The organism is Amycolatopsis sacchari (assembly GCF_900114035.1).
GTDB classification, from domain to species: Bacteria; Actinomycetota; Actinomycetes; order Mycobacteriales; family Pseudonocardiaceae; genus Amycolatopsis_E; species Amycolatopsis_E sacchari.
On record NZ_FORP01000001.1, the window covers coordinates 192535 to 217715 of the forward strand.

Below are 25181 nucleotides of genomic sequence, written 5' to 3' on the forward strand. Positions count from 1 at the left end.
GTTGAACCCCTGGGGCCCGGGTACCCGCCGCGCATGCGAGTCGTGGTGACCGGAGCGAGTGGCAACGTGGGCACCAGCGTCGTGGAGGCGCTCAGCGCCGATCCGGCGGTGTCCTCCATCGTCGGCATCGTGCGCCGCCAGCCGGGGTGGACGGCGTCGAAGACGGAGTGGGCGCTGGCCGACGTCGCCAAGGACGACCTCGGCTACCTCGTGCGGGGCGCGGACGTCGTGATCCACCTCGCATGGCTGTTCCAGCCGACGCACGACCCCGTGAGCACCTGGACGGCGAACGTGCTCGGCAGCATCAAGATGTTCGAGGCGGTGGGCCGGGAACGGGTGCCGGCGCTCGTGTACGCCTCGTCCGTGGGTGCCTACTCCCCGGGGCCGCAGGACACGCGCGTCGACGAGAGCTGGCCGACGCACGGCTGGCCGGAAGCGGCCTACCCACGCGAAAAGGCCTACCTGGAGCGCTACCTCGACGGGTTCGAGCCGCGCCACCCCGACACGCGCGTGGTGCGGATGCGGCCGGGCTTCATCTTCAAGCGGGAGTCGGCCTCGCAGCAGCGGCGGCTGTTCGCCGGGCCGCTCGTGCCCAACTTCCTCGGCCGGGCCGGGCTGCTGCCCGTCATCCCCGACGTGCCGGGGCTGCGGATGCAGGCGCTGCACTCGGCCGACGTGGGGCAGGCGTACCGGCTCGCCGCGGTGAAGGACGTGCGCGGGGCGTTCAACGTCGCCGCCGAACCCGTGCTCGACGCCGACGTCCTGGCGGAGCTGCTGGGCGCGCGGAAGGTGAAGCTGCCGGGCTGGGCGCTGCGCGGGCCGCTCGCGGCGGCCTGGCGGCTGCACGCCGTGCCGGCGAGTCCGGGGCTGTTCGAAACCGTACTCCGCCTGCCGGTCATGGACACGGGCCGGGCACGCGCGGAACTGGGCTGGTCACCGGGTTACAGTGCCACCGACGCCATCGGGGAGTTCCTGGGCGGGCTGCGCGAGGGTGCGGGGCTGGACACGCCTCCGCTCGCCCCGGACGGCCCGCGCGGGCGGCTCCACGAACTCAGGACGGGCGTCGGCAGCCGACCGTGAGAGGACCTTCGTGCGCCTGACCCCGCGCGACACCCGCTTCTTCGACCTGCTCACCACCGCCGCGGGCAACCTGGTGACGGGAGCGGGCCTGCTGACCGAGCTGATCTCCGTGCCCATGGCGGAACGGGAGAAGGTCGCCCAGCTCATGCACGACACCGAGCACCTGGGCGACGACGCGACCCAGGAGATCATGCTCCAGCTCAACACCTCGTTCATCACCCCGTTCGACCGGCAGGACATCCAGCTGCTGGCCTCCCGCATCGATGACGTGCTCGACGACATGGACGAGGCGGCCGACCTGGCGGTGCTGTACCGGATCGAGCAGTTCCCGCCGGGCGTGGAGGCGCTCGTCGAGCTGCTCGGGCGGGCCGCCACGCTCACCGCCGAGGCCATGCCCGGGATGCGCAAGGTCACCGAGCTGAGCGCGTTCTGGGAGGAGATCAACGCCATCGAGGACCAGGCCGACGGCGTGTACCGGCGGCTGCTCGCGCACCTGTTCAACACCGACGGCGCCGACCCGCTGACGGTGATGAAGACCAAGGAGGTCATCGACCGGCTCGAGTCGGCGGCCGACGCCTTCGAGCACGTCGCGGACGTGGTGCAGACCATCGCGGTCAAGGAGTCCTAGTGGACGGGACCACGCTCGGTCTGGTCCTCGTGATCCTGCTGACCGTCTTCTTCGACTACACCAACGGCTTCCACGACGCGTCCAACGCGATCGCGAGCGCGGTGTCGACCAAGGCGCTGTCGCTGCGGGGCGCGCTGATCCTGGCGGGTGTGATGAACCTGCTCGGCGCGCTGCTGAGCACCGGGATCGCGGTGACCGTCGCGAAAGGACTGATCGACCCGCCGCAGGGCTCGGCCGCGCTGAGCGTGGTGTTCTCCGCGCTCGTCGGCGCCGTCGCGTGGAACCTGATCACCTGGTACTTCGGGCTGCCCTCGTCGTCCTCGCACGCGCTCGTGGGCGGGCTCGTCGGCGCGGCGCTCGCGTCGGCGGGCACCGTGCACTGGGGCGGGGTGCTGGAGAAGGTGCTGATCCCGATGGTGCTCTCGCCGCTGGTCGGCCTCGTCTTCGGTTACCTCGGCATGGTGGCGGCGCTGTGGCTGCTGCGGCGGCGCAACCCGCACAAGGTGGGGCACGTGTTCCGCCGTCTGCAGATCCTGTCGGCGGCGAGCCTCGCGCTCGGGCACGGGCTGCAGGACGCGCAGAAGGGCATGGGCATCATCGTGCTGGCGCTCGTCGCGAGCGGGCAGCAGAGCCTGTACACGGTGCCGCTGTGGGTGACGCTGCTGTGCGCGGTCTCGCTGGGGCTGGGCACGTACTCGGGTGGCCTGCGGATCATGCGGACGCTCGGCCGCCGCGTCTTCCCGCTCGACCCGCCGCACGGTTTCGTCGCGGAGGCGGTCGGCTCGTCCGTGCTGTACCTGACGGCGTTCGCGTTCCACGCCCCGGTTTCGACGACGCACGTGATCACGTCGGCGGTGATGGGCGTGGGCGCGACGCGCCGGTTGTCGGCGGTGCGCTGGGGTGTGGCGCGGGACATCGTGCTGGGCTGGGTGCTGACGTTCCCGGCAGCCGCCGCGGTGGCCGCGCTCGCCTACGGGGTCACGCGCCTCGTCGTCGGATGATAGGAATGCGGGGTGAGCCAGATCGAGATCGCGGCCGACGAGGCCGTCACGCTGACCAGCGACCTGATCCGCATCGACACCACGAACACCGGTGATCCCGCGACGCTGGTGGGGGAGCGGGCGGCCGCGGAGTTCGTCGCCGAGAAGCTCACCGAGGTCGGCTACGAGATCGAATACGTCGAGTCGGGTGGCAAGAACCGGCACAACGTGATCACCCGCCTGCCGGGCGCGGACCGTTCACGTGGCGCCCTGCTGGTGCACGGGCACCTCGACGTGGTGCCCGCCGATCCCGCCGAGTGGTCGGTGCACCCGTTCTCGGGTGCGGTGCAGGACGGCTACGTGTGGGGCCGGGGTGCGGTCGACATGAAGGACATGGTCGGCATGACGCTGGCCGTGGCGCGGTACTACAAGCGCGAGGGCATCGTCCCGCCGCGCGACATCGTGTTCGCGTTCCTGGCCGACGAGGAGGCCGGCGGGAAGTTCGGCGCGCAGTGGCTGGTGGAGCACCGGCCGGAGCTGTTCGAGGGCGTGACGGAGGCGATCAGCGAGGTCGGCGGGTTCTCGGTCACGCTGAAGGACGACGTGCGGGCGTACCTCATCGAGACCGCCGAAAAGGGCATCCGGTGGATGAAGCTGCGGGCGCGCGGCACGGCCGGGCACGGCTCGATGATCCACCGGGACAACGCCGTCACGAAACTCTCGGAGGCCGTGGCGCGGCTGGGTAACCACCGCTTCCCGCTGGTGCTGACGGACTCCGTGAAGGAGTTCCTCGCGGGCGTCACCGAGATCACCGGGTGGGACTTCCCGGAGGACGACATCGAGGGCGCGGTCGCGAAGCTGGGCAACATCTCGCGGATGGTCGGCGCGACGCTGCGGGACACGGCGAACCCGACGATGCTGACGGCGGGCTACAAGTCGAACGTGATCCCGTCGGTCGCCGAGGCGGCGGTGGACTGCCGCATCCTGCCCGGCAGGCTGGAGGCGTTCAACCGGGAGCTGGACGAGATCCTGGGCCCGGACATCGAAAAGGAGTGGATGGAACTCCCGCCGGTGGAAACGACCTTCGACGGTGCGATCGTCGATGCCATGACGGCCTCGGTACTGGCAGAAGACCCGGGCGCGCGAACCCTGCCGTACATGCTGTCGGCGGGCACGGACGCCAAGTCCTTCCAGTCACTGGGCATCCGGAACTTCGGGTTCGCACCCCTGAAGCTGCCCGCGGACCTGGACTTCTCGGCCCTGTTCCACGGCGTGGACGAGCGGGTGCCGGTCGAGGCGCTGAAGTTCGGGACACGGGTGCTGGACCGGTTCTTCCGGGCGGCGTGAGGGGCAAAGCCGCTGCCTAGAGTTGGGTGATCATCCGGAGCCTGCCCGCCGGCGAGGCGTTCTTTTGATCTTTTCGTCCTGTTCGCCGCTGGGCGTGTGAGTGGCGGGGGTCCACCGGCGCTGGCGCGCCTGCTGCGCGGCCCCACCCCCGCCCCGATCTTTGAGTGTTCACGGCCGATCCGTCGCGTCAAGAGCGCCTGCGGCGTCCCTTCGGGATGGGCTTCGCCCACTCTTGACCCGCCGGATCGGCCGTAAGTGCGGCTGGGGATCGGGGCGGGGGTGGGTGTGGGCGGTGTGGCCGCTCGCTTCGCGTCGCCGGGTGGCGGTGTGTGGGCGGTGTGGCCGCTCGCGTTCGCGTTGCTGGGTGACCGTTTGTGGGTGGTCATCCCGTGCCTGCGGCTGTTACGAGGCCAGGTAGTTCACGTCCGCCGGGCGGCGCTTCCTGCGGAGCCAGACCCTGCGGGTGCCGTCGGAGTACAGGCGGACCGTGGACAGTTCCCAGCCCGCGAACTCCGCGTGGATGGACAGTTGCGTGGCGGCCGCACGCCGGGAGACGCCCGGTGGCAGCTGCAGCCGCCGGTACTCCCAGTCTCCGTCGACCACCGCCTCGGACGAGGTTGTCATGGCTGGATCACCTGGACCCCTTCTCCCGTTGCCGAGCCGACGTAGACCTTGCCGGTCCGGGCGTCGACCGTTACCGAGTTCGGCTGGCGCACCGTCGGGAACCGGTACTTCTCCACGGGCTCCCCACCCCGCACGTCGAAGCCCACCACCTCGTTGCGCTCCGTGAGCGTCACCCACGCCATCGAACGCTGGGCGTCGTACGCGATGCCGTACACGCCGCCGGGCACCGGGTACATCTGGCGCAACAACAGCGGATCCATCGAGAACGCGAGGAGCGCCCCCGCCCGCGTGTCCGTCACCAGGACCCGGCCGTACGAATCGGCCACGGCGTTGGTCGCGCCGTCGCCCGCCCGCAGGCCCTCACCGATCGCACCGCCCGGCACGTCGACCGTGAACACCGCCGTGCGCAGCCGGTCCAGCACCACCGTGTGGTCCCCCGAGTGCACCACCTCGTCGGCGCTGTACAGCCCGCCCGTGATCGTCTTCACGAGCTTCCCGCCCTGGTACACCTCGACGGCCTTGCGGTCCCGCACCGCCACCAGCGTGTCCGCGCCCGCCGCGACGGCGTCCGCGGGCTGGCCCGGCACGCCCAGCTCACCGGCCTGGCCACCGCCCACCGGGACGCTCGCCACGGTCCCGCGCCCGGGGATGCTGGCCAGCACCTGCCCGGCGCCGAAGCTCAGCTGCTCGACAGCACCCGGCACCGCGACCCGCACGGGCTGCGCGCCCTGCTCATCGAGCCGGTACAGCAGCACCGCGGGCGGCTGGTCCACCGCCACGGCCAGCGTCCGGGACGCCGCGTCCGCCGCCATCGCCGTCACCGCCGGCGACGCCAGCACCGTGCCGGCGGGCGTCACAGCGGGGGCGGGGGAAACGGCGGCCGTCGCCGCGACCGGGTTGTTCACGATCTGCAGCTCGTCGTCGCCCTTGCCGGTGTCCGAGGAGCAGCCCGCCACGAGCAGCGCGCACGCGACCGGCATTGCCACCACGGCGGACCTCCGCACCCGACCTCCGGACCTTCCGACGTTGCGCCCCAGCATCCTCCACAATGCCCGCCACGTCACGTCTGTGTCACCTGCTTGTCACCTCGGCCACCGCTCCGGGTAACCGAACTCGATCGCGCTGACGTCGTCCAGCGCGGCTTTGATGGCGTTCGGGAGCACGATCTCCTCCGCCGCGAGCGAGCCCGTGAGCTGCCCCGTGTCCCGCGCCCCGACCACCGGCGCGACCACTCCGGGCCGGTCCCGGACCCACGCGAGCGCGACCGCCAGCGGCGACGTGCCGAGGCCGTCCGCCGCGGTGGACACCGCCTCCACGATGCGGGCCGCGCGGTCGGTGCGGTGCTGCTCGACGTACCCCGCGTACGTGGGGGAGGCGCCGCGCGAGTCCGCCGGGGTGCCCGTGCGGTACTTGCCGGTCAGCACGCCCCGGCCCAGCGGCGCCCACGGCAGCAGCCCGACCCCGTGGTGCAGCGCGGCGGGCACGACCTCCCGCTCGACCCCGCGTTCGACCAGCGAGTACTCGGCCTGCACCGACACCAGCGGCAGCGTGCTGCTCGCCGCGGCCGTGGCCAGCTGCCAGCCGGAGTAGTTGGAGACGCCGACGTAGCGGACCTTGCCCGACGTCACGGCGTAGTCGAGGGCGGAGAGCGTCTCGGCCAGCGGGACGGTGTCGTCCCACGCGTGCAGCTGCCACAGGTCGATGTGGTCCACGCCGAGCCTGCGCAGCGAACCGTCGAGCGCCGACAGCAGGGCGCCGCGGGAGGCGCCGCCGCCGAACGGGCCGTCCGTGCGCCGGGCGACGGCCTTCGTGGCGATCACGACGTCCTCGCGGGGCACCAGGTCCGCCAGCAGCCCGCCCAGGATCCGCTCGCACTCGCCCTCGGCGTAGATGTCCGCCGTGTCGACGAGCGTGCCGCCGGCGTCCACGAACGCGACCAGCTGGCTCGCCGCCTCGTCGGCGTCGGTCTCCCCGCCCCAGCTCATCGTGCCGAGCGCCATCCGGGAGACGCGCAGTCCCGACCGGCCCAGCTGTCGCTTCTCCATGCCACAGAGAGTAACTGCCCTGCACGGACTCAAGCCCGACGGTCCGGTGATCAACGCTGCCGATACCCTTCGGCACCGTGCAAATCAGACTCAACCCGACAAAGGCCCGGTGACCATGGGCTGGATCGAAGCGATCATCCTCGGCCTCGTGCAGGGCCTGACCGAGTTCCTCCCCATCTCCTCCAGCGCGCACCTGCGCATCACCGCCGCGCTGGCCGGCTGGGAGGACCCCGGCGCCGCGTTCACCGCGGTGATCCAGATCGGCACCGAGCTGGCGGTGATCCTCTACTTCGGCCGCAAGATCGGCCGGATCATCCGCGCCTGGTTCCTGTCGATCTTCCGCAGCGAGTGGCGGCAAGACCCGGACGCGCGGATGGGCTGGCTGGTGATCGTCGGCTCGATCCCGATCGTCGTGCTGGGCCTGCTGTTCCAGGACTCCATCCACTCGACGTTCCGCGACCTGCGGATCACCGCGACGGTGCTGATCGTGTTCGGCATCATCCTCGCGATCGCCGACCGGGTGGGCCGCCAGTACCGCACGCTGGACCACCTCACCGTGCGGCACGGCCTCACCTTCGGCATCGCGCAGGCGCTCGCGCTGGTGCCGGGCGTGTCGCGCTCCGGCGGCACCGTCACGGGCGGTCTGCTGCTCGGCTACACGCGTGCCGAGGCGACCGAGTACTCGTTCCTGCTCGCCGTGCCCGCCGTGCTCGGCTCGGGCTTCTACGAGGTCAGCAAGATCGGCGAGGGCAGCGGCCCCGAGTGGGGGCCGACGATCCTCGCGACGCTCGTCTCGTTCGGCGTGGGCTACCTGGTGATCTCGTGGCTGATGCGGTTCATCAAGACACGCAGCTACGTCCCGTTCGTGATCTACCGGGTGGCGCTGGGCATCGCGCTGTTCGTGCTGATCGCCGTGGGCACGCTGGACCCGAAGGCCGGTCCGGACTTCTGACGTAGTGTGGCGGCCGTGGCTACCGTGATCCTCCTGCGGCACGGCCGCTCGACCGCCAACGGTTCGGGCGTGCTGGCCGGGCGCACCCCCAAGGTGGGGCTCGACGACACCGGCCGCGGCCAGGCCGACGCACTGCCCGGCAGGCTGGCCGGCGTGCCGCTGGCCGAGGCCGTCGTGTCGCCGATGCTGCGCTGCAAGCAGACCGTCGCCCCGCTGCTCGCCGAGCGGGGGCTCGACCGCACCGTCGAGCCCCGGCTGTCCGAAGTGGACTACGGCGAGTGGACGGGGCGCGAGCTGAAGACGCTCGTCAAGGAACCGCTCTGGCGGGTGGTGCAGGCGCACCCGTCCGCGGCGGTCTTCCCCGGCGGCGAGGGCCTGGCGAGCATGCAGGCCAGGGCCGTGGCGGCGGTGCGCGAGCACGACGCCCGGATCAGCGCCGAGCACGGCGACCACGCGGTCTGGCTGCTGTGCAGCCACGGCGACGTGCTCAAGGCGATCCTCGCCGACGCGCTGGGCCAGCACCTGGACGCGTTCCAGCGGATCGTGGTCGACCCGGCGTCGATCTCCGTCGTGCGCTACACCGAGACGCGGCCGTTCGTGCTGCGGGTCAACGACCACGGCACGGACTTCGCCGGGATCGTGCCCCCGCCGCCGAAGCGGGGTAGGAAGAAGGCATCCTCCGACGCGGAGGTCGGAGGTTCCACAGGACGAAGGGGCCGTCAGTGAACTCTCAGCTCTCTCCGGACAACCCGTTCGCGAGCCCGAGCGAGCTGCCCTACGGGCTGCCGCCGTTCGACCGGATCGCCGACGAGCACTACGCGCCCGCGTTCGAGGCCGGGCTGGCCGAGCACGCCGCCGAGGTCGAGGCCATCGCCGCGAACCCGGAGCCGCCGACGTTCGACAACACGATCGTCGCGCTGGAGAAGTCGGGGCGGCTGCTGTCGCGGGTGGCGTCGGTGTTCTTCAACCTCACCTCCTCGGACACGAACCCGGTGCTGCAGGACCTGCAGGCCGAGGTCGCGCCGAAGCTCGCCGCGCACTCCGACGCCATCCACCTCGACCCGCGGTTGTACGGGCGGGTGCGGGAGCTGTACGAGCGGCGGGAGTCGCTGGGCCTGGACGCGGAGTCGTCGTGGCTGCTGGAGCGCGTGCACACCGACTTCCAGCGGGCCGGCGCCGGGCTGCCGGAGGGCGACCAGGAGCGGCTGCGCGAGCTCAACGCGGAACTGTCCACTTTGAGCACCCGCTTCCAGGAGAACCTGTTGCGGGACACCAATGATCTCGCCGTCGTGGTGGACGACGAGCGGGAGCTGGCCGGGTTGTCGGCGGACGCGGTGGCCGCGGCCCGCGAGGCGGCGAACTCGCGCGGGCTGACGGGGAAGTTCCTGCTGACGCTGAACCTGCCGACGTCGCAGCCGCTGCTGGCGTCGCTGGAGAACCGCGCGGTGCGGGAGCGCTTGTTCCGCGCCTCGGTTTCGCGCGGCAAGCGGGGCAACGACAACGACAACAGCGAGGTGCTGACGCGCATCGCCGCGTTGCGGGCGGAGCGGGCGGCGTTGCTGGGCCACCCGCACCACGCGGCGTACGTGATCTCGGACGAGACCGCGGGGACGGCGGAGGCGGCGATCGGCCTGCTGGAGCGCCTCGCCCCGGCCGCGGTGGCGAACGCGAAGCGGGACGCCGAGGAGCTGCAGCGGTACCTGGAGCAGGACGTGCCGGGCGCGACGCTGGAGCCGTGGGACTGGGCGTTCTACGGCGAGCGGGTGCGCAAGGCGCGGTACGACGTCGACGACGCCACGCTGCGGCCGTACTTCGAGCTGGACCGCGTGGTGCGGGACGGCGTGTTCTTCGCGGCGAACAAGCTGTACGGGCTGAGCTTCACGGAGCGGCACGACCTGCCGGCGTACCACCCCGACGTGCGGGTGTTCGAGGTGTTCGACGCGGACGGTGCGCCGCTGGGGCTGTTCCTGGGTGACTACTACACGCGGGACTCCAAGCGCGGTGGCGCGTGGATGAACACGTTCGTCGACCAGTCGGGCCTGCTGGGGGAGCGGCCGGTCGTGGTGAACAACTTGAACATCGCGCGCCCGCCGCAGGGTGAGCCGACGCTGCTGACGTTCGACGAGGTGGTGACGGCGTTCCACGAGTTCGGGCACGCCCTGCACGCGCTGCTGTCGGACGTGCGGTACCCGACGTTCTCGGGCACGAACGTGCCGCGGGACTTCGTGGAGTACCCGTCGCAGGTCAACGAGATGTGGATGCTGTGGCCGGAGGTGCTGGCGAACTACGCGAAGCACCACGAGACGGGGGAGCCGCTGCCGCAGCGGCTGGTGGAGCGCCTGCAGGAGGCGGCCCAGTACGGCCAGGGCTACTCGACGACGGAGTACCTGGCGGCGGCGCTGCTGGACCAGGCGTGGCACACCATCTCCCCGGACGACGACGTGCGGGACGTGGCGGGCTTCGAGGCGGCGGCGCTGGAGAAGGCCGGGGTGGCGCTGCCCGTGGTGCCGCCGAGGTACCAGAGCACGTACTTCGCCCACATCTTCAGCGGCGGTTATTCGGCGGGCTACTACTCCTACATCTGGAGCGAGGTCCTGGACGCCGACACGGTCGAATGGTTCCGCGAAAACGGCGGCCTGACCAGGGCGAACGGGGACCACTTCCGGAAGGAGCTGCTGAGCAAGGGCGGGAGCACGGACTCGATGGCCGCGTTCCGCACGTTCCGCGGCCGGGACCCGGAGATCACGCCACTGCTGAAACGCCGGGGTCTGACGGGAGTGTAAGCGGGGGTTGGCCCCGCCGCGGCGGGAGCCGGGGACGCCCCGGTGCTGACGTGGCGGGGTTTGCGCGGGAGTTCCAGCCGGAAGGCCCCCGCCGGGTGCTGGCGAACGCCCCAGCACCCACCCCCACCCCCGCACCCCAGGGCCGAGGGCGCGCCAGCGCCCAACGGCCCCAGGCCCTTACACCCCTCCCGCCCCTTCGCCCCCAGCCCGCTTTGCGCGCGGCCGGGGGCGGGCCAAGAGTGGCGAAGCCATCGCGAAGCGACGCCGAAGGCGCTCTTGACGCGCCCCCTCCGCGCGTAAAACCCTCAAAAGCGAAGGGCCCCAACCCACCCCCGAACGCAACGACGCCCCGGCCGCCAGGCCGGGGCGTCGAGCCGAACACCGAAAGCAGAACTCAGCCAACCAACCCGAGCTTCCGCACAGCCTCCCGCTCCTCGGCCAGCTCGGCCACCGAAGCGTCGATCTTGCCGCGCGAGAACTCGTCGATCTCCAGGCCCTGCACGATCTCCCACTTCCCGTCACGGGTGGTCACCGGGAACGACGAGATGAGCCCCTCCGGCACGCCGTACGAGCCGTCCGACGGGACGGCCATCGAGGTCCAGTCGCCCTCGGCGGTGCCGTTGACCCAGGTGTACACGTGGTCGATCGCGGCCGAAGCGGCCGACGCCGCCGACGACGCGCCACGGGCCTCGATGATCGCCGCGCCGCGCTTGGCGACCGTCGGGATGAAGTCCTCCTCCAGCCACTTCTGGTCGTTCACGGCCTCGGCCGCGGTCTTCCCGCCGACCTCCGCGTGGAACAGGTCCGGGTACTGGGTGGCGGAGTGGTTGCCCCAGATCGTCATCTTCTTGATGTCGGCCACGGACACGCCGAGCTTCTTCGCCAGCTGGGCCAGCGCCCGGTTGTGGTCGAGGCGCGTCATGGCGGTGAACCGCTCGGCGGGCACGTCGGGGGCGTTGGACTGCGCGATCAGCGCGTTGGTGTTGGCCGGGTTGCCGACGACGAGCACCTTGATGTCGTCGGCCGCGCCGGCGTTGATCGCCTCGCCCTGCGGCTTGAAGATGCCGCCGTTGGCCTCCAGCAGGTCGCCGCGCTCCATGCCCTTCGTGCGGGGGCGGGCGCCGACGAGCAGCGCCACGTTGGCGCCCTCGAACGCCTGCTTCGGGTCGTCGAAGATGTCGGTGCCCGCGAGCAGCGGGAAAGCGCCGTCTTCGAGTTCCATCGCGGTGCCCTCGGCCGCCTTGACCGCCTGCGGGATCTCCAGCAGCCGCAGCTTCACCGGCGTGTCCGCGCCGAGCAGCTGACCGGACGCGATGCGGAACAGCAGCGCGTAGCCGATCTGGCCGGCGGCGCCGGTGACGGTGACGTTGACGGGGGCTTGGGTCATTGCGTACTCCTGCGGACGTTCTCTTGGCTTGTAGTGCGAACTCTATCGGCCTCCGGTCCCGCCGACCGGGTGCGTCGCCCCACATCCGGCTTGACCGATTCCGCTGCCGGGACGCCGAACACCCGCCCCAGCGCGATGATCCCCTCGTCAAGGCGGCTCAGGCTGGTCAGCACGGACCGCACGTGCCGGTCGTCGGACTCCCGCGTGACCGCCGTCTCAGGGTCCCGGTCGAGCTTGTCCTGCGTGCAGCCCCGCACCGACTCGGTCAGCACGTCGAGGTTGTGGCTGATCCGGTCGGCGAGCCCGGTGAGCCGGTCGTCCCCGGCGAGCAGACCGGGCTCGGCGCGGGCCGCGATGTGGCGCGCCCGGAAGGAGATCCGGTCGAGCGCGGACAGCACGCTCGCGCCGAAGTCGCGGCGGCTGGACAGGCTCATCGGGTGGGTGAGCGGTTCGACCGTCGTGCGGACCTGTTCGATCGACCGGTCCAGCTCCCGCGACAGCTCGATGACGTTGATGTTCTCCCGGCCGGACAGCAGCGCCTCGACCCCGTCGAGGAACTCGTGCACGTCGCCCAGCACCGCCTCCAGGTCCGAGCGCAGCACCGTCCTGGTGCGCACGGGCAGCACCACGACCGCCGCGATGATCCCGGCGGCGGCGCCCACCGTGGTCTCCGCCACCCGCAGCCACAGCACGTCGATGGTGAACGTGCCGAGCATGCTGTAGAGCAGGCCGAGCATGCAGGTGATGAAGAACGACATCACCAGCTGCGACACGCGCGCCGTGTAGACCAGGCAGAACACGCACACCAGGATCAGCACGACGGTGAGCGCGAGGTTGCCGGTGACGAGCAGCGCCAGCAGCATCCCGCCGAAGATCCCGACGAGCGTGCCGACGACCCGCCGGAAGCCCTTGACGAACGTGGCGCCCGTGGTCGAGGTGTTGAGGAACACGACGAACACCGTCAGCACCGCCCAGTACCACCGCTGGTGCGACACCAGTTCGCCGCCGAGCACGGCCAGACCCCCGCCGATCATGGCCTGCAGCGCCGCGCGCGCCTGGTTGTCGAAGGCGAAGAAGCGCTTGGGCTCCGGCTCATCGGGCTCGGGCAGCTCGGCTTCGGCGGAGTAGTCGTGCTCGGCGATGCGCTGCGCGTTGACGTCGGCGAGCGCGAGCTCGGCGATGGCGCGCCGCAGCTCGTCGCCGGGCTCGGGTTTGTCCCGCAGGCGGCTGCCGGTGACGAGCATCCTGCTGAACTCGTCGGTGTCGCTGATCACCGGCAGCTCGCGGGGGTCGTGCTCGATGAGGTGCTCGAACCGCAGCAGGCTGCCGACCAGCTCGTCCCGCACCTCGTCGGGCAGCTTCTCGGTGCTGGTGCGGCGCACCACGAGCGACAGCCACTGCGCGGCGATCTCGATCTCGATGGCCCGGCGCCGCAGCAGTTCCGACGCGGGCGGGTCCATCACCTCGTTGATGGCGTCCTCGATCATCAGGACCGACTCGTGCAGCCGGGAGTCCGCGCGGCGCAGCTGGTTGCGGCGGCGCTCGGTGCCGCCGCTCGCGAGGTAGGCCGCCGCGGCGGCCGCGTGCCTGCCGAGCCGGGCCCGGAACGCCCTGCGCACCCGCGTCAGCTCCCGTCCGGGGTTGCGCCGGAGCACCAGGAACCGCATCACGGCGTTGCCGGTGAGCCCGACGGCCAGCGCCAGGAGGTACTGCGGCAGCTGCGTGAGGTGGATCTGCAGGAACATCGAGAAGAAGAACATGAAGAACGCGAGCGCGCCCAGCGCGGGGCCGCGCGGCGCGAACCGCTGCGCGTAGACCGCCAGGAAGATCAGCAGGATGAACAGCACGCTGTCCAACGGCGGCCTGGTGATCCCGAACGCGGCGACGGTCAGCGACAGCGCGCCCGAGCAGAACGCGAGCACGAGCGTCACGGCCTGCGCGCGCGGTTCCTTGTCGTTGACGGTGAAGGCCGACTGCATCGCGCCGATCGCCGCCACCATGATCGTCGGGATGGGGCGGCCCGCGAGGCCCAGCACGGCGATCGCGAACACGATGCCGCCCACCGCGAGGCCCGCGCGGTGCAGCCGCAGCAGCCCCGGGTCGGCGGCCACGAGCCGGTCACGCAGCCGTTCGGCGGTCATCCGCAGGGTGTCCATCAGCGCTCCCCGGCCAGCAGTTCCCACTGGGCCAGCGACAACCGCCGCCCGGAGAACGCCGTGATCCGCAACCGGTAGCGCGGGAAGGCGGCCGATGCCGTGAGCGCGAACGGCCGCGTCTGGCGGCGCCAGCGGAACGTCTCGCCCGCACGCTCGTCGAGCACCTGCCACGTCTGCCCGTCCTCGCTGCCCTCCAGCACCCACGCGGTGGGGGAGCCGTGCGCGCCCGAGGTGAGCGTGTACAGCTCCACGGGCCGTGGTGGACCGTCCACTGTGAACTCGATCGCCGGTGGCGAGGTGAACGTGAGCTGGGTGCGGCTCGTGTCGTCGGACAGCGTGGGATGCGTCGAGCGGCCGGGCAGGTCGGCCAGCGGGCGCGGCGGGGCGTCGCCTTCGGTGAGCGACGGGGGCGGGGTGCCCCACTCGGACGGTTCCGCGGCCAGCTCGAACTCCAGCGTCGCGCCCGTGACGAGCCGGTCGTGCGACAGCCACGCCTGCTCGTGCGGCTCGCCGTCGACCCGCAGGCGGCGTACGTACGGCCCGCTGCCGGACGTCGTGATCACCACGTGCTTTCCGTTCTCCAGTGCGATTTCCGCGCGCCGGAACAGCGGCGCGCCCAGGACGTAGCCGGGGCTGCCCACGGCGAGCGGGTACAGGCCGAGGGAGGCGAAGACGTACCAGGCGGACATCTCGCCGTTGTCCTCGTCGCCGGGGTAGCCCTGCCCGATCTCGCTGCCGAGGTAGCAGCGGGTCAGCACCTCGCGGACGACCGCCTGGCCCTTCGCCGCCGCACCCGCGTACGCGTACATCCAGGGGATGTGGTGTGACGGCTGGTTCGAATGGCCGTACTGGCCCAGCCGCACGTCGCGCGCCTCGGTCATCTCGTGGATGATCCCGCCGTAGGAGCCGGGGTTGCGCCCCGTCTCGGGCGTCGCGAAGAAAGCGTCCAATTTGGACTCCAGTGCGGCGCGGCCGCCGTGCAGGTTCGCCAGTCCCTGCCCGTCGTGCGGGACCGAGAACGCCGTGTTCCAGCCGTTGGTCTCGGTGTAGTCGAAGCCCCAGCGCGCCGGGTCGTAGTCCTGCGGGGACCAGCGCCACGCGCCGTCGCGGTGGCGGCCCTGGAAGAACCCGGTCCGCGGGTCGAAGTGGTGGACGTAGTGCAGGGCGCGCTGCCGGAAGTAGGCCGCGTCGTCGGCGCGTCCCAGCGCGGCCGCCAGGTTGGCGATGCCGAAGTCGTTGATGCACGCCTCCAGTGCCCAGGACAGGCCCTCGTGGGTGCTGAGCGGCGTGAAACCCAGGAAGATCGACTCGTGCAGGCCCTTGCGGCCGACGCCCCGGCGCGGCGGGGCGACGGTGGCGTTCCTGAGCGCCGCGTCGTAGGCGGCTTCGACGTCGAAGTTCCGCACGCCCTTGAGGTAGGCGTCGGCGAAGGCGACGTCGGAGCTGGTGCCCGTCATGAGGTCGGCGTAGCCGGGGGAGGACCAGCGCGCGATCCAGCCGCCTTCGCGGTACTGCTGCACGAAACCCTCGATCAGCTCACCGCACTTGCGTGGCGTGAGCAGCGCATACGCGGGCCAGCAGGTGCGGTAGGTGTCCCAGAAGCCGTTGTTGACCGACATCGGCCCGTCGACGACCTTCGCGCCGGTGCGGCGGCGGGTGCTGGGCCACCAGCGACGCACGACGGGGCTCGCGTGCCGCCGGCCGCGCGGGGTCTCCTCGTGGGCGGAGTTGGGGTAGAGGAACAGCCGGTAGAGGCCCGAGTAGAAGGTGGTCAGCTGGTCCTCGGTCGCGCCGTCCAGCTCGATCCGCCCGAGCAGGTCCTGCCACGCCTGCCGCGCGTCCTCCCGCACCTGCTCGAACGTCGTACCGGCCGGGATCTCGGCGTCGAGGTTGCGCCGGGCCTGCTTCGCGCTGATCAGCGACGTCGCGATGCGCAGCTGGACGGTGGCGGTGCCGAACGCGAGCGCCTTGCCGTCGCGGCGGCCCGGCCGGTCGAATGCGCCGTGCACGAACATCCGGCGCGCGCCCACGGACAGGCGGCTGCGTACCCACGTGTAGCCGGTGACCGTGCCGCGTTTCGGGTCCACGCGGATCCCACCGCGCTTGCAGGCGAACCGGATCTTCGCCTCGCCGGGGAAGGTGAAGCGGAACACCGCGGCGTGGTCGGCCGGCGCGAGGTCGACGGTGAGCCCGCTGTCGAACCGCACGCCGTAGTGGTGCGGCCGGCCGGTCTCGTGCTCGTGCGTGAACGCGAGATCGCCTTCGGGGATGACGTGGAAGGTGTGCCGGTCACCCATCCAGGGGCTGGGCTGGTGGCTGAGCGCGAAACCCGCCAGGCGAGGGCGGTTCGTGGCGTCGTTGCGGCGGTGGTACTCGTACAGCCAGGTCGTGGACGACGCGTCGGTGACCGGGGTCCAGAAGTTGAAGCCGTGGGGCACCGCGGTGGCCGGGAACGTGTTGCCGCGCGAGAACTCCGAGCTGGAATGGGTGCCGCGGGTGGTGCGCACCCAGTCCACCGGGTCCCGCCGCCGCGGCGGCCGGTCGCTGATGCGGACGTCGTCGAGCCAGCCCGCGTCGTCCCCGCCCGCGAGCACGATCGCCCGCACCCGCCCCGGTGGCAGCGGGCGGCGGACGAGGTTCCACTGGTCCGGGTAGAGCGCCTTCGGGTCGAGCACGTCCGTCAGGGTGCTGCCGTCGTCCAGCTCCACATCCAGCGCCACGGAGGTGCCCCGCTCGGGGAAGACCACATAGGACAGCCCGGTGTGCTCACCAGCCGGGACGTCCACGTCGAACAGCCGCACCCGGCCAGGCCGGTCGTACCGCAGCGCCCGCAGCCCGGTGAACCCCACACCCGCCTTCGCGGTGGGCGACTCCGCGGGCCCGGCCCCGATCTCCCCGGCGAGCGGAACGGGATCCCCCTCTTCGAAGGACGAAAAGAACCGGTCGGCGATCACGGCCCTACCGTAACCCGCTCCGGTTGCCCGGCGAGGTATCTGACCCGTCCTATCGGGTCGTGGTGCCCCGGCACGGCCAGGCGGCGCGTCCGGCGGGAGAAAGATCGAAACCTGGAGGAAACCACGGAGAGGAAGCCCATGTCCACCGAACTCGGGAACGAGTACATCTTCAACGGAAGGCACGTGGCGGACGTCCCCCGGCGGCTCCGCGCGCTCGAGGAGAGCTACGACCCCGGGACGGTCGGCAGGCTGGAGCGGCTCGGGGTGGGCGCCGGCTGGCACTGCCTGGAGGTGGGTACCGGAGCGGGGTCGGTGACCCGCTGGCTGAGTGACCGCGTCGGCCCGGCGGGCCGGGTGCTCGCGGCCGACCTCGACACGTCGTTCTTCACCGGGGAGGGCCTGGACAACGTGGAGGTCCGGCAGCTGGACCTCCGCTCGGAGCGGCCGCCCGAAGGGGAGTTCGACCTGGTGCACGCCCGTCTGGTGCTCGGCCACCTCCCGGAGCGCGATCGGGTCCTCGATGCGCTCGTCGCGGCGCTGCGGCCGGGCGGCTGGCTGCTGGTGGAGGAGGCCGAGGAGTTTCCCTTCCACGGCATGGGCGACGGGCTGCACCGCGAGGTCGTGCTGGCGGCGCTGGCCGCGATGGAGACCGCCGGGTTCACGGCGAAGTGGGGGCGGAAGTTGCCCGCCCTGTTCCGGGCGCGCGGGCTGGAGGACGTCTCCGCGGTCGTCGAGGCGCCCATCGTCCCCGGCGGCTCGTCCGGGCTGGAATGGCTGCGGCTCTCCATCGATCAGCTGATCCGCGGCGGCCACCCGATCCAGGTGCACGGCCGCGGTGGGTACGAGCAGTGGCGGCGGAAGAGCGAGGACCCGGACACCTGGCTGGTCAGCCTCCCGCTGGTCGCGGCCCAGGGGAGGGCGGCCCGCCGGTGACCGGGTCCGCGCTCGTTCAGCGCGCCTTGCCCAGCAGCTCCACCTCCGCGAGGGTCACCTGGCCGGTGAACTGCAGCCGGTAGCTCGTGTAGCTGCCCGGGTGCGCCACCTGGAACGGCCGCGTCTGGTCGCGCCACTGGAACGACTGGCCGCTGCGGCTGTCGAGCGTCGTCCAGTGCTGTCCGTCGTTCGAGCCGCTGAGCACCCAGGCGGCCGGGTCGGCCCCCGCCTGCTTGCCCGAGGTCAGCGTGTACGACGACACCGGGTTCCCCGGCGCGGCCAGCTGGTAGGTCACGGTCGTGGCCTGCGCCTCGGTCTTCGACGTGTTGTCGAACAACGCGGCGTCCGAGCCGGTGCCCTTGCCGGGGCCGGTCACGTCGGCGAGCGGCTGCGGCACCTGGTCGCCCTTGGTGATCGACGCCGGGGCGTCGCCGGGGCCGGTGCCCCACTTCGACGGGTTCGGGCCCATGTCGAAGTCGAGCGTGCCGCCGTGGGAGATCAGGTCCGCGGGCAGCGACGTCGAGGTCCACGGCCTGCCGTTGACCCGCAGGCCCTGCACGTAGACGTTCTTCGCGTTGTTCTTCGGCGCGTTGATCACCAGGTCGCGGCCGGGCAGGTGGAGCGTGGCCTTGGTGAACAACGGGGAGCCGACCGCGTAGTTCGGGCTGCCCATCTGCAGCGGGTAGAAGCCCAGGGCGCTGAAGATGTACCAGGCCGACATCTCGCCGTTGTCCTCGTCACCCGGGTACCCCTGGCCCAGCTCGCTGCCGACGTAGAGGCGTGAAAGCGCTTCCCGCACCTTCGCCTGCGTCTTGAACGGCTGACCGGCGTAGTCGTACATGTAGAGGATGTGGTGCGAGGGCTGGTTCGAATGCCCGTACTGGCCCATCCGCACGTCCCGCGCTTCGCGCATCTCGTGGATGATGCCGGTGTACGAACCACGGAAGGTCGCGGTTTCGGGCGTGGCGAAGAACTGGTCGAGCTTGTTCGCCAGGCCCTGCTTGCCGCCGTAGAGGTTCGCCAGGCCCTGCCCGTCCTGCGGCACGGTGAACGCCATGCCCCAGCCGTCGGTCTCGGTGTAGTCGCCGCCCCAGTTGCGCGGGTCGTACTGGCCCGCCGGCAGCCGGAAGCTGCCGTCCGGGTTGCGGCCCTGGAAGAAGCCGACGCTCGGGTCGAACATCGTCACGTAGTTCTGGGCGCGGTTGAGGAAGTAGGTGTAGTTGTCCAGGTACTCCTGCTTGCGCGGGTCGTTCGGCCGCGCCTGGTCGTAGAGCTTCTTCGACATGTTCGCGATGCCGAAGTCGTTGATGTAGCCCTCGAGCGCCCACGACATGCCCTCGCCCGTGGTGGTGGGGGTGTAGCCGAGGAAGATCGAGGTGTCCAGCCCCTTGCGGCCGACGGCGTCGTTCGGCGGGAGCACGGTGGCGTTCTTGACCGCCGCGTCGTAGGCCGACCGGACGTCGAAGTTGTCGATGCCCTTGAGGTAGGCGTCGGCGAAGGCGACGTCGGAGCTGGTGCCGGTCATCAGGTCGGCGTAGCCGGGGGAGGACCAGCGGGAGATCCAGCCGCCGTCCCGGTACTGCTGCACGAACCCGTCGATCATCTTGCCCGCCATGTCCGGCGAGAGCAGGTCGTACGCCGACCACGTGGTCCGGTAGGTGTCCCAGAACCCGTTGTTGACGTACATCGTGCCGTCCTTCACCCCGGCACTGACGGGGCTCTGGTACTGGTACTTCGGCTGCCGCGCGGTGCCGGTGTTCTCGAAGCCCGAGTTCGGGTAGAGGAACAGCCGGTAGAGGTTGGAGTACAGCGTGGTCAGCTGGTCCTGGCTGGCGCCCTCGACCTCGATCACGCCGAGCTGCCGGTCCCACGCCGCCTGTGCGGCGTCCTTCACCGACTCGAACGACGCCCGCGGGGCGATCTCCAGCGCCAGGTTCCGCTTCGCCTGGTCGAGGCTGATCAGCGAGGTCGCGATCCGCATCGTGACGGTCTTCGAGGCGAACTTGAGGTAGCCGCGCACGTTGTCCCGGCCGTCGCCCGGCAGCATCGCGCCGGTGGTGGGCGCCTGGTCGAACGTGGCGTACACGTACATCCGGGTGGCACCGGCGGAACCGGCGTTCACGTCGGAGTAGCCGGACAGCGAGCTCGTCGCGGGGTCGAGCGTGAGCCCGCCCTCGTTGCGGATGTTGTCGAAGACGAGGTTCGCGTTCCCGTCGGGGAAGGTGAACCGGAACATCGCCGCGTGGTCGGTGGGCGCGATCTCCCCGCGGATGCCGTTCTCGAACCGCACGCCGTAGTAGTACGGGCGCGCGGTTTCGTTCTCGTGCTTGAACGGCAGCGCCCGCGCCGTGCGGTTGCCGTCCGGCACCCCGGCCGTCGCCGAGGGCATGACCTGGAACGTCTGGCGGTCGCCCATCCACGGGCTCGGCTCGTGGCTGAGCCCGAACGCCTGCAGCGTCGGCAGGTTCTGGTCGTTGTTGGACTCGTGGTAGCGGTAGAGCCAGTTGTCGGCCCCCGCGTCGGTCACCGGGGTCCAGAAGTTGAACCCGTGCGGCAGCGCGGTGGCGGGGAAGTTGTTGCCCCGCGAGAAGTTGCCGTTCGCGTTGGTGCCGCGGGTGGTGAGCACGTTGTCCGACAGCCGCGCGGCCGGACGCTGCGGCACGGGCGCGATCTGCACGTCGTCGACCCAGCCGTTGAAGCTCGCCGGGCCGTTCGCGTTGTCGTAGCCGAGGATGATCCGGTCGACCGTCTTACCGCGCGCGACCTTGCCCAGCTGGGCGCGAATCAGGTTCCACTGGTTGGTGTAGAGCGCTTTCCCGGCGCCCTGGCCCTGCGGGGACAGCGTGAACCCGTACTGGTCGGTGGCGCCGAGGTCGCTGAGGTACGTGCCGTCGGTGAACGCGAGGTCGACGGCGACGTTCGTGCTCGGGTACTTCAGGTCCGCCCCGGTGAACTCGGGGAAGATCTTGTACGACAGCTCGGTGTCCGGGCGCACCGGGATGTGCACGTCGAACATCGTGTTGTACGAGTAGCCGCGGCCCTCGCTGGTCTGCGTGCCGGTGTAGTGGAAGGCGTGCAGCCCCGTGTAGCCCGCGCGCGGCTTGTTGCTGTACCCGCTCGCCGGGCCGCCGTCGGGGTAGCTGCGCATGTGCGGCAGCGGCGGCGGGGCCGGTTCGTCGTTGGCCAGCAGCAGTTCCGACAGCTGCAGGATCGGGCCGCCGTTGTTCGCGGTGACCTCCAGCCGGAAGTACTGGTAGGTGACCGGACCGCCGAGCTGGTAGGTGTGGGTCTCCAGGCGTTCCCCGAGGCTCTGCCCGGACTGCTGGTCGATCGTCGTCCAGGTCTGGCCGTCGGCGGAGCCCTGCAGCGTCCAGTCCTTCGGGTCGCGCTCGGGGGCGTCGTTGCCCGCGGTGAGCGCGTAGTGCGTGATCGAGACCGGCTCGGAGAACTGGAACCGCACCCAGCCGGTGGGTTCCCACGCCAGCCACTTGGTGTCGGGGTTCGCGTCGACGAGGTTGACCGCGACCTCGTTGCCGCCGGTGTTCTCGTCGCTGGCGGTGACCTGGGTGATCTTGCCCCTGACGTCGCCGGGGACGACGGAACCGTTGGCGCCGTTGACCCCCGACGCGCGCTCGGCCGTGTCGACGGCGGGCTGCGGGTCGCCGGGCTCGAAGGAGGAGGAGAAGCTCGCGATCGCGGGGGCGGCCGCCGCCGAGGGCACGGCGGCCAGCCCCGCCACGAGGGCGGCACACGCCACGAACACTGCGCTGGTTCGGACCATGAGCCGAAGCTCAGCGCGGCAACCCCTGGTGCGTCAAGGATTCCGGCGAAACCTGGCCGAAACAGGACAGGCCGGTCACACCGACGAAAGTAGGTGCCCCAGCACGCGCTTACCGAACCGGAGGCCCTCGACGGGCACCCGTTCGTCGACGCCGTGCGCCATCGCGTTGTACGGGTAGCCCTCCGGCACCCACAGCGGCGCGAAGCCGTAGCAGTTGATCCCCAGCGGGCTGAACGCCTTCGCGTCCGTGCCGCCGCCCATGCAGAACGGCACCACGACGGCCTCCGGGTCCTCCGCCCGCAGCGCCGCCGCCATCGCCTCGAACCACGGCGAGTCCACCGGCGCCTGCACCGGCGGCTGGTGTGCCACGAACTCACGCTCGACGTGCGGCCCGAGCAGGCTGTCGATCGTCGCGAACAGGTCCTCCTCGCTGCCCGGCAGCACCCGCGTGTCCAGCTGCGCCTGCGCCACGCTCGGGATCACGTTCACCTTGTACCCGGCGTCGAGCATCGTGGGCGTGCAGCTGTTGCGGACCGCGTTCTCCACCAGCGCCGCGGCCGGGCCCAGCCTGGCGAGCGTACCGTCCACATCGGACAGATCGACCGAGACGCCGAGCGCCTCGCCGGCCCGCCGCAGGAACGCCTCGACGGTCGGGGTGAGGTGCACGGGCCAGCGGTGTGCGGCGATCCGGTGCAGCGCGTCGACCAGGTGCACGACGGCGTTGTCGTCGTTGCGGCGTGAACCGTGCCCGGCGCGGCCACGGGCGGTCACCCGCATGTGCGCGGTCCCGCGTTCGGCGGTGCCCACCGGGTACAGCCGCACGGTCCGCCCGTCCGCCGCCGGCGCGTGGTAGGTGTAGCCGCCGGTTTCGCTGATGGCGGCGGCGCAGCCGTCGAAGAACTCGCGGTGCTCGGCGGCGAGCCAGTGCGCGCCCCACTCGCCGCGGTCCTCCTCGTCGGCCACGAACGCCAGCACCAGCTCCCGCCGCGGGCGCAGCCCGTCGGAGAGCAGCGACAGCACCATGGCGCAGAAGTCCTTCATGTCCACCGTGCCGCGGCCCCACAGGAAACCGTCGCGGACCTCGCCGGAGAACGGGTGCACCGACCAGTCCACCGGGTCCGCGGGCACCACGTCGAGGTGGCCCTGGATCAGCAGCGGCGGCAACGCGGGGTCGGTGCCCGGCACGCGCGCCAGCACGTTCGCCCGCCGTGGCGCGGACTCCAGGATCTTCGGCTCGATGCCCGCCTCCGACAGCACCCCCGCGACGAACTCCGCCGCCTCGCGCTCGCCCTCCGAGTCCCCGTGCCCCCGGTTCGTCGTGTCGAACCGCACCAGCTGGGCGCACAACTCCACCACGTCAGCCATAGATCCCCTGTACCGCGCCCGCGGCGATCGCCGTGACCACCTTGAACGCCTTCATCGCCTCGGTCATGTCCGCTGCCTCGAAGCCGACCCTACGCACCCCGGTCTGCTCCACCGTGGGCACCACGGCGGCGGCCTGCGCGAGGTGGCTCGCGTCGAACTCCACCTCGATGCGGTGCGGGTGCCGCCGCGCGTCACCACGGCCCGCCCTGGACATCGCGCGCTCGGCGGCGACCTTCAGCGCGGTGGCCGTCCGCTGCGGCGGGGTGCAGATCGCGGCGTAGCGGCTCACGCACTCCTTCACCGCGACACCGATCGCCTCGGGCGCGTAGTCGCGGGCGTCGTCGCACGTCTTGTCGTCGCCGGTGACCATCAGCACGGGCACGCCGTACTCGGCCGCCAGCGCCGCGTTGAGCCGCCCCTCGCTGGCCGGCACGCCGTCGAGCCAGACTCCGGTGATCTGGTTTTCCAGGTACGTGTGGGACAAAACCCCGTCACCGCCGGCACCGGCGTGGTAGCCGAGGAACACCACGCCGTCCACGCCGGAGTCGATGCCCTGCATCATCGACAGCGGCTTGTGGCGGCCGGTGAGCATGCGGGCGCGCGGGTCGAGGTCCTCCAGCAGCAGGTTGCGCTGGGACGAGTGCGCCTCGTTGACCAGCACGTCGCTCGCGCCGCCCTCGTGCAGCCCCGCGATCGCGGCGTTGACGTCCCCGGTGAACAACCGCCGGAAGCGCTGCCACTGCTCGGTGCCCGGGATCACGTCGTCGGTCCACGTGACGCCCGTGGCGCCCTCCATGTCGGCGGAGATCAGGATGCGCATGGTCCGCGACCCTACCGGGGCGCGAGCCCGGCTCCCGGCTCGTGCGCGGGTGGGCCGGTCCGGTCGCTCGGGGGGCTGACGCGACCGGGCCGGCTACCCGGAAGGACAGGCGCACCGAGCGTGGCGCCGCTGTGGTGACCTGCCCGCAGGGTTGGAGGGGCGGAACCCGCGATCGGGACGCCGCCGGCGGCCAGACCACACGATCGAGTGACGGGTGCGATGATCGGCGGGACAGCTCGAACCGACGCGAGGAGTGAGATGACCAGCGAGAACCCCGTCGTGGTGGTGGCCACCGCCGAGGCGAGCCCGGGCAAGGAGGACGAGGTCGAGCAGGCGTTCCGCAAGGCCGTGCGGGCCGTGCACACCGAGCCGGGCTGTCTGCTCTACGCGCTGCACCGCGACCCGCGCTCGCCCTCGACGTTCGTGATGGTCGAGAAGTGGGCGTCCGCGGAGGCGCTGGCCACGCACGGCAAGGCCCCCGCGCTGGCCGAGCTGGGCGGCGTGCTCAAGGGGCTGCTGGCGCGGCCGCTGGAGGTGCGCACGCTCACCCCGCTGCCCGAGGGCGACGAGCGGCTCGGCCAGGTCTGACGCCTTTCTCCCGCCGGTGAGATGAATCACCGGAAGGAGTATTTATTGTTTTGTGATCCGCGCCCCGGGAAATCGGGCGGCGGCTCCCGGAATAGCCGGGGGCCCATTCGAGACGAGGAGTTCGAATAGATTTCCCGAGGAGGACCACATCGTGCCCACTCGATTGCGGACGCTGGCGGCCGCGACGGCGCTGAGCACCGTCGCGACCGCCGGCCTGCTGGCCCCCGCCGCCACCGCGGCCGAACCCACGACGGGCGACCGCGTGGTGAGCGCCGCCGCCGCGCAGGCGGGCAAACCGTACGCGGCCGGCGGCTCCGGGCCGGACAGCTTCGACTGCTCCGGGCTCGCGCAGTACGCCTACCGGCAGGCCGGGATCAGCCTGCCGCGCACGGCGAGCCAGCAGCGCTCCGCGGCCCGCGGCGTGGCACAGGCCGACGCGCGCCCCGGCGACCTGATCTTCTTCAGCAACGGCGGGCGCGTGTACCACGTCGGCATCTTCGCCGGCGGCAACCGGATGTGGGCGGCGCCCGAATCCGGTGACGTGGTCAAGCTGCAGACCATCTGGACGAGTTCCTACACCGTGGGCCGCGCCTGGTGACGCCCGCGCCGGGCCTTCCCGGTGACGGGGAGGCCCGGCGTGAAGCGCTTTCCGGCAACCCGCCGCCCACCCCGGCGGCGGCCGCCGGAAACCCGGCGTACACCTGCGGGTTGTCCGGTTCACATTCGCCCGGACAACGCACTGCGCCCGACCCGCTTCT

Annotated in this window: 19 protein-coding genes; 10 read left to right on the top strand and 9 right to left on the bottom strand. The window is 71.5% G+C overall.

Features of this window, described 5'->3' with window-relative positions:
- Positions 1-33: 33 nt before the first annotated feature.
- Genes BMZ92_RS01000 through BMZ92_RS01015 form a run of 4 tightly spaced genes read left to right on the top strand, consistent with a single transcriptional unit; the run spans position 34 to position 4035 of the window.
- On the top strand, positions 34-1080 hold the full coding sequence (locus BMZ92_RS01000; RefSeq protein ID WP_091503606.1) for an NAD-dependent epimerase/dehydratase family protein: 1047 nt from the start codon (positions 34-36) through the stop codon (positions 1078-1080).
- Between the two features lie 10 nt (positions 1081-1090).
- Positions 1091-1708 (top strand): DUF47 domain-containing protein, encoded by a 618-nt coding sequence (locus BMZ92_RS01005; RefSeq protein ID WP_091503609.1) that lies wholly within the window; start codon positions 1091-1093, stop codon positions 1706-1708.
- Positions 1708-2709 (top strand): inorganic phosphate transporter, encoded by a 1002-nt coding sequence (locus BMZ92_RS01010; protein WP_218153365.1) that lies wholly within the window; start codon positions 1708-1710, stop codon positions 2707-2709. Before BMZ92_RS01005 ends, BMZ92_RS01010 begins: the two co-directional genes overlap by 1 nt.
- A 12-nt stretch (positions 2710-2721) precedes the next feature.
- Complete coding sequence (locus BMZ92_RS01015) at positions 2722-4035, top strand: M20/M25/M40 family metallo-hydrolase (RefSeq protein WP_091503611.1); 1314 nt, start codon at positions 2722-2724, stop codon at positions 4033-4035.
- A gap of 402 nt (positions 4036-4437) precedes the next feature.
- Here the strand turns inward: BMZ92_RS01015 and BMZ92_RS01020 are convergent, their stop codons facing one another.
- The 3 genes from BMZ92_RS01020 to BMZ92_RS01030 form a co-directional block, all read right to left on the bottom strand.
- On the bottom strand, positions 4438-4659 hold the full coding sequence (locus BMZ92_RS01020) for a DUF5703 family protein (RefSeq protein ID WP_091503613.1): 222 nt from the start codon (positions 4657-4659) through the stop codon (positions 4438-4440).
- Complete coding sequence (locus tag BMZ92_RS01025) at positions 4656-5639, bottom strand: YncE family protein (protein ID WP_091503614.1); 984 nt, start codon at positions 5637-5639, stop codon at positions 4656-4658. The genes BMZ92_RS01020 and BMZ92_RS01025 overlap by 4 nt, the downstream gene beginning before the upstream one ends.
- Before the next feature lie 102 nt (positions 5640-5741).
- The gene (locus tag BMZ92_RS01030; protein ID WP_177228488.1) at positions 5742-6704 is read right to left on the bottom strand and encodes an aldo/keto reductase; all 963 of its coding nucleotides are present in this window, start codon (positions 6702-6704) and stop codon (positions 5742-5744) included.
- Positions 6705-6819: 115 nt separating this feature from the next.
- Here BMZ92_RS01030 and BMZ92_RS01035 point away from each other — a divergent pair, with 115 nt between their 5' ends.
- From BMZ92_RS01035 to BMZ92_RS01045, 3 genes are read left to right on the top strand one after another with little or no spacing between them, the layout of a single operon-like run.
- Positions 6820-7656: an undecaprenyl-diphosphate phosphatase gene (locus tag BMZ92_RS01035; RefSeq protein ID WP_091503616.1), complete on the top strand. Its 837-nt coding sequence runs from the start codon at positions 6820-6822 to the stop codon at positions 7654-7656.
- A gap of 15 nt (positions 7657-7671) precedes the next feature.
- Complete coding sequence (locus BMZ92_RS01040; RefSeq protein ID WP_091504283.1) at positions 7672-8382, top strand: histidine phosphatase family protein; 711 nt, start codon at positions 7672-7674, stop codon at positions 8380-8382.
- Complete coding sequence (locus BMZ92_RS01045; RefSeq protein WP_091503617.1) at positions 8379-10439, top strand: M3 family metallopeptidase; 2061 nt, start codon at positions 8379-8381, stop codon at positions 10437-10439. Before BMZ92_RS01040 ends, BMZ92_RS01045 begins: the two co-directional genes overlap by 4 nt.
- 394 nt (positions 10440-10833) lie before the next feature.
- On the opposite strand, the gene BMZ92_RS01050 is transcribed toward BMZ92_RS01045, so the two are convergent.
- The 3 genes from BMZ92_RS01050 to BMZ92_RS01060 are packed head-to-tail and all read right to left on the bottom strand — an operon-like array spanning position 10834 to position 16936.
- The gene (locus tag BMZ92_RS01050; RefSeq protein WP_091503619.1) at positions 10834-11826 is read right to left on the bottom strand and encodes a malate dehydrogenase; all 993 of its coding nucleotides are present in this window, start codon (positions 11824-11826) and stop codon (positions 10834-10836) included.
- Positions 11823-13982 carry an FUSC family protein gene (locus BMZ92_RS01055; protein ID WP_245782820.1) on the bottom strand — a complete coding sequence of 720 codons (2160 nt, stop codon included), beginning with the start codon at positions 13980-13982 and terminating at the stop codon, positions 11823-11825. The genes BMZ92_RS01050 and BMZ92_RS01055 overlap by 4 nt, the downstream gene beginning before the upstream one ends.
- Positions 13982-16936 carry a GH92 family glycosyl hydrolase gene (locus BMZ92_RS01060; RefSeq protein WP_425425779.1) on the bottom strand — a complete coding sequence of 985 codons (2955 nt, stop codon included), beginning with the start codon at positions 16934-16936 and terminating at the stop codon, positions 13982-13984. The genes BMZ92_RS01055 and BMZ92_RS01060 overlap by 1 nt, the downstream gene beginning before the upstream one ends.
- Positions 16937-17074: 138 nt before the next feature.
- Here BMZ92_RS01060 and BMZ92_RS01065 point away from each other — a divergent pair, with 138 nt between their 5' ends.
- A complete protein-coding gene (locus BMZ92_RS01065; protein ID WP_091503620.1) occupies positions 17075-17869 on the top strand; it encodes a class I SAM-dependent methyltransferase in 795 nt (264 codons plus the stop codon).
- Between the two features lie 16 nt (positions 17870-17885).
- Here the strand turns inward: BMZ92_RS01065 and BMZ92_RS01070 are convergent, their stop codons facing one another.
- From BMZ92_RS01070 to BMZ92_RS01080, 3 genes are all read right to left on the bottom strand, one after another.
- Positions 17886-21650: a GH92 family glycosyl hydrolase gene (locus tag BMZ92_RS01070; RefSeq protein ID WP_091503622.1), complete on the bottom strand. Its 3765-nt coding sequence runs from the start codon at positions 21648-21650 to the stop codon at positions 17886-17888.
- Between the two features lie 75 nt (positions 21651-21725).
- The gene (locus tag BMZ92_RS01075; RefSeq protein ID WP_091503623.1) at positions 21726-23015 is read right to left on the bottom strand and encodes a M20/M25/M40 family metallo-hydrolase; all 1290 of its coding nucleotides are present in this window, start codon (positions 23013-23015) and stop codon (positions 21726-21728) included.
- On the bottom strand, positions 23008-23835 hold the full coding sequence (locus BMZ92_RS01080; RefSeq protein WP_091503624.1) for a M55 family metallopeptidase: 828 nt from the start codon (positions 23833-23835) through the stop codon (positions 23008-23010). The genes BMZ92_RS01075 and BMZ92_RS01080 overlap by 8 nt, the downstream gene beginning before the upstream one ends.
- A gap of 258 nt (positions 23836-24093) precedes the next feature.
- Here BMZ92_RS01080 and BMZ92_RS01085 point away from each other — a divergent pair, with 258 nt between their 5' ends.
- Positions 24094-24423, top strand: coding sequence for a putative quinol monooxygenase (locus BMZ92_RS01085; RefSeq protein ID WP_091503626.1), 330 nt, complete (start codon positions 24094-24096; stop codon positions 24421-24423).
- Between the two features lie 151 nt (positions 24424-24574).
- Complete coding sequence (locus BMZ92_RS01090; protein ID WP_245782821.1) at positions 24575-25021, top strand: C40 family peptidase; 447 nt, start codon at positions 24575-24577, stop codon at positions 25019-25021.
- Positions 25022-25181: the final 160 nt, after the last annotated feature.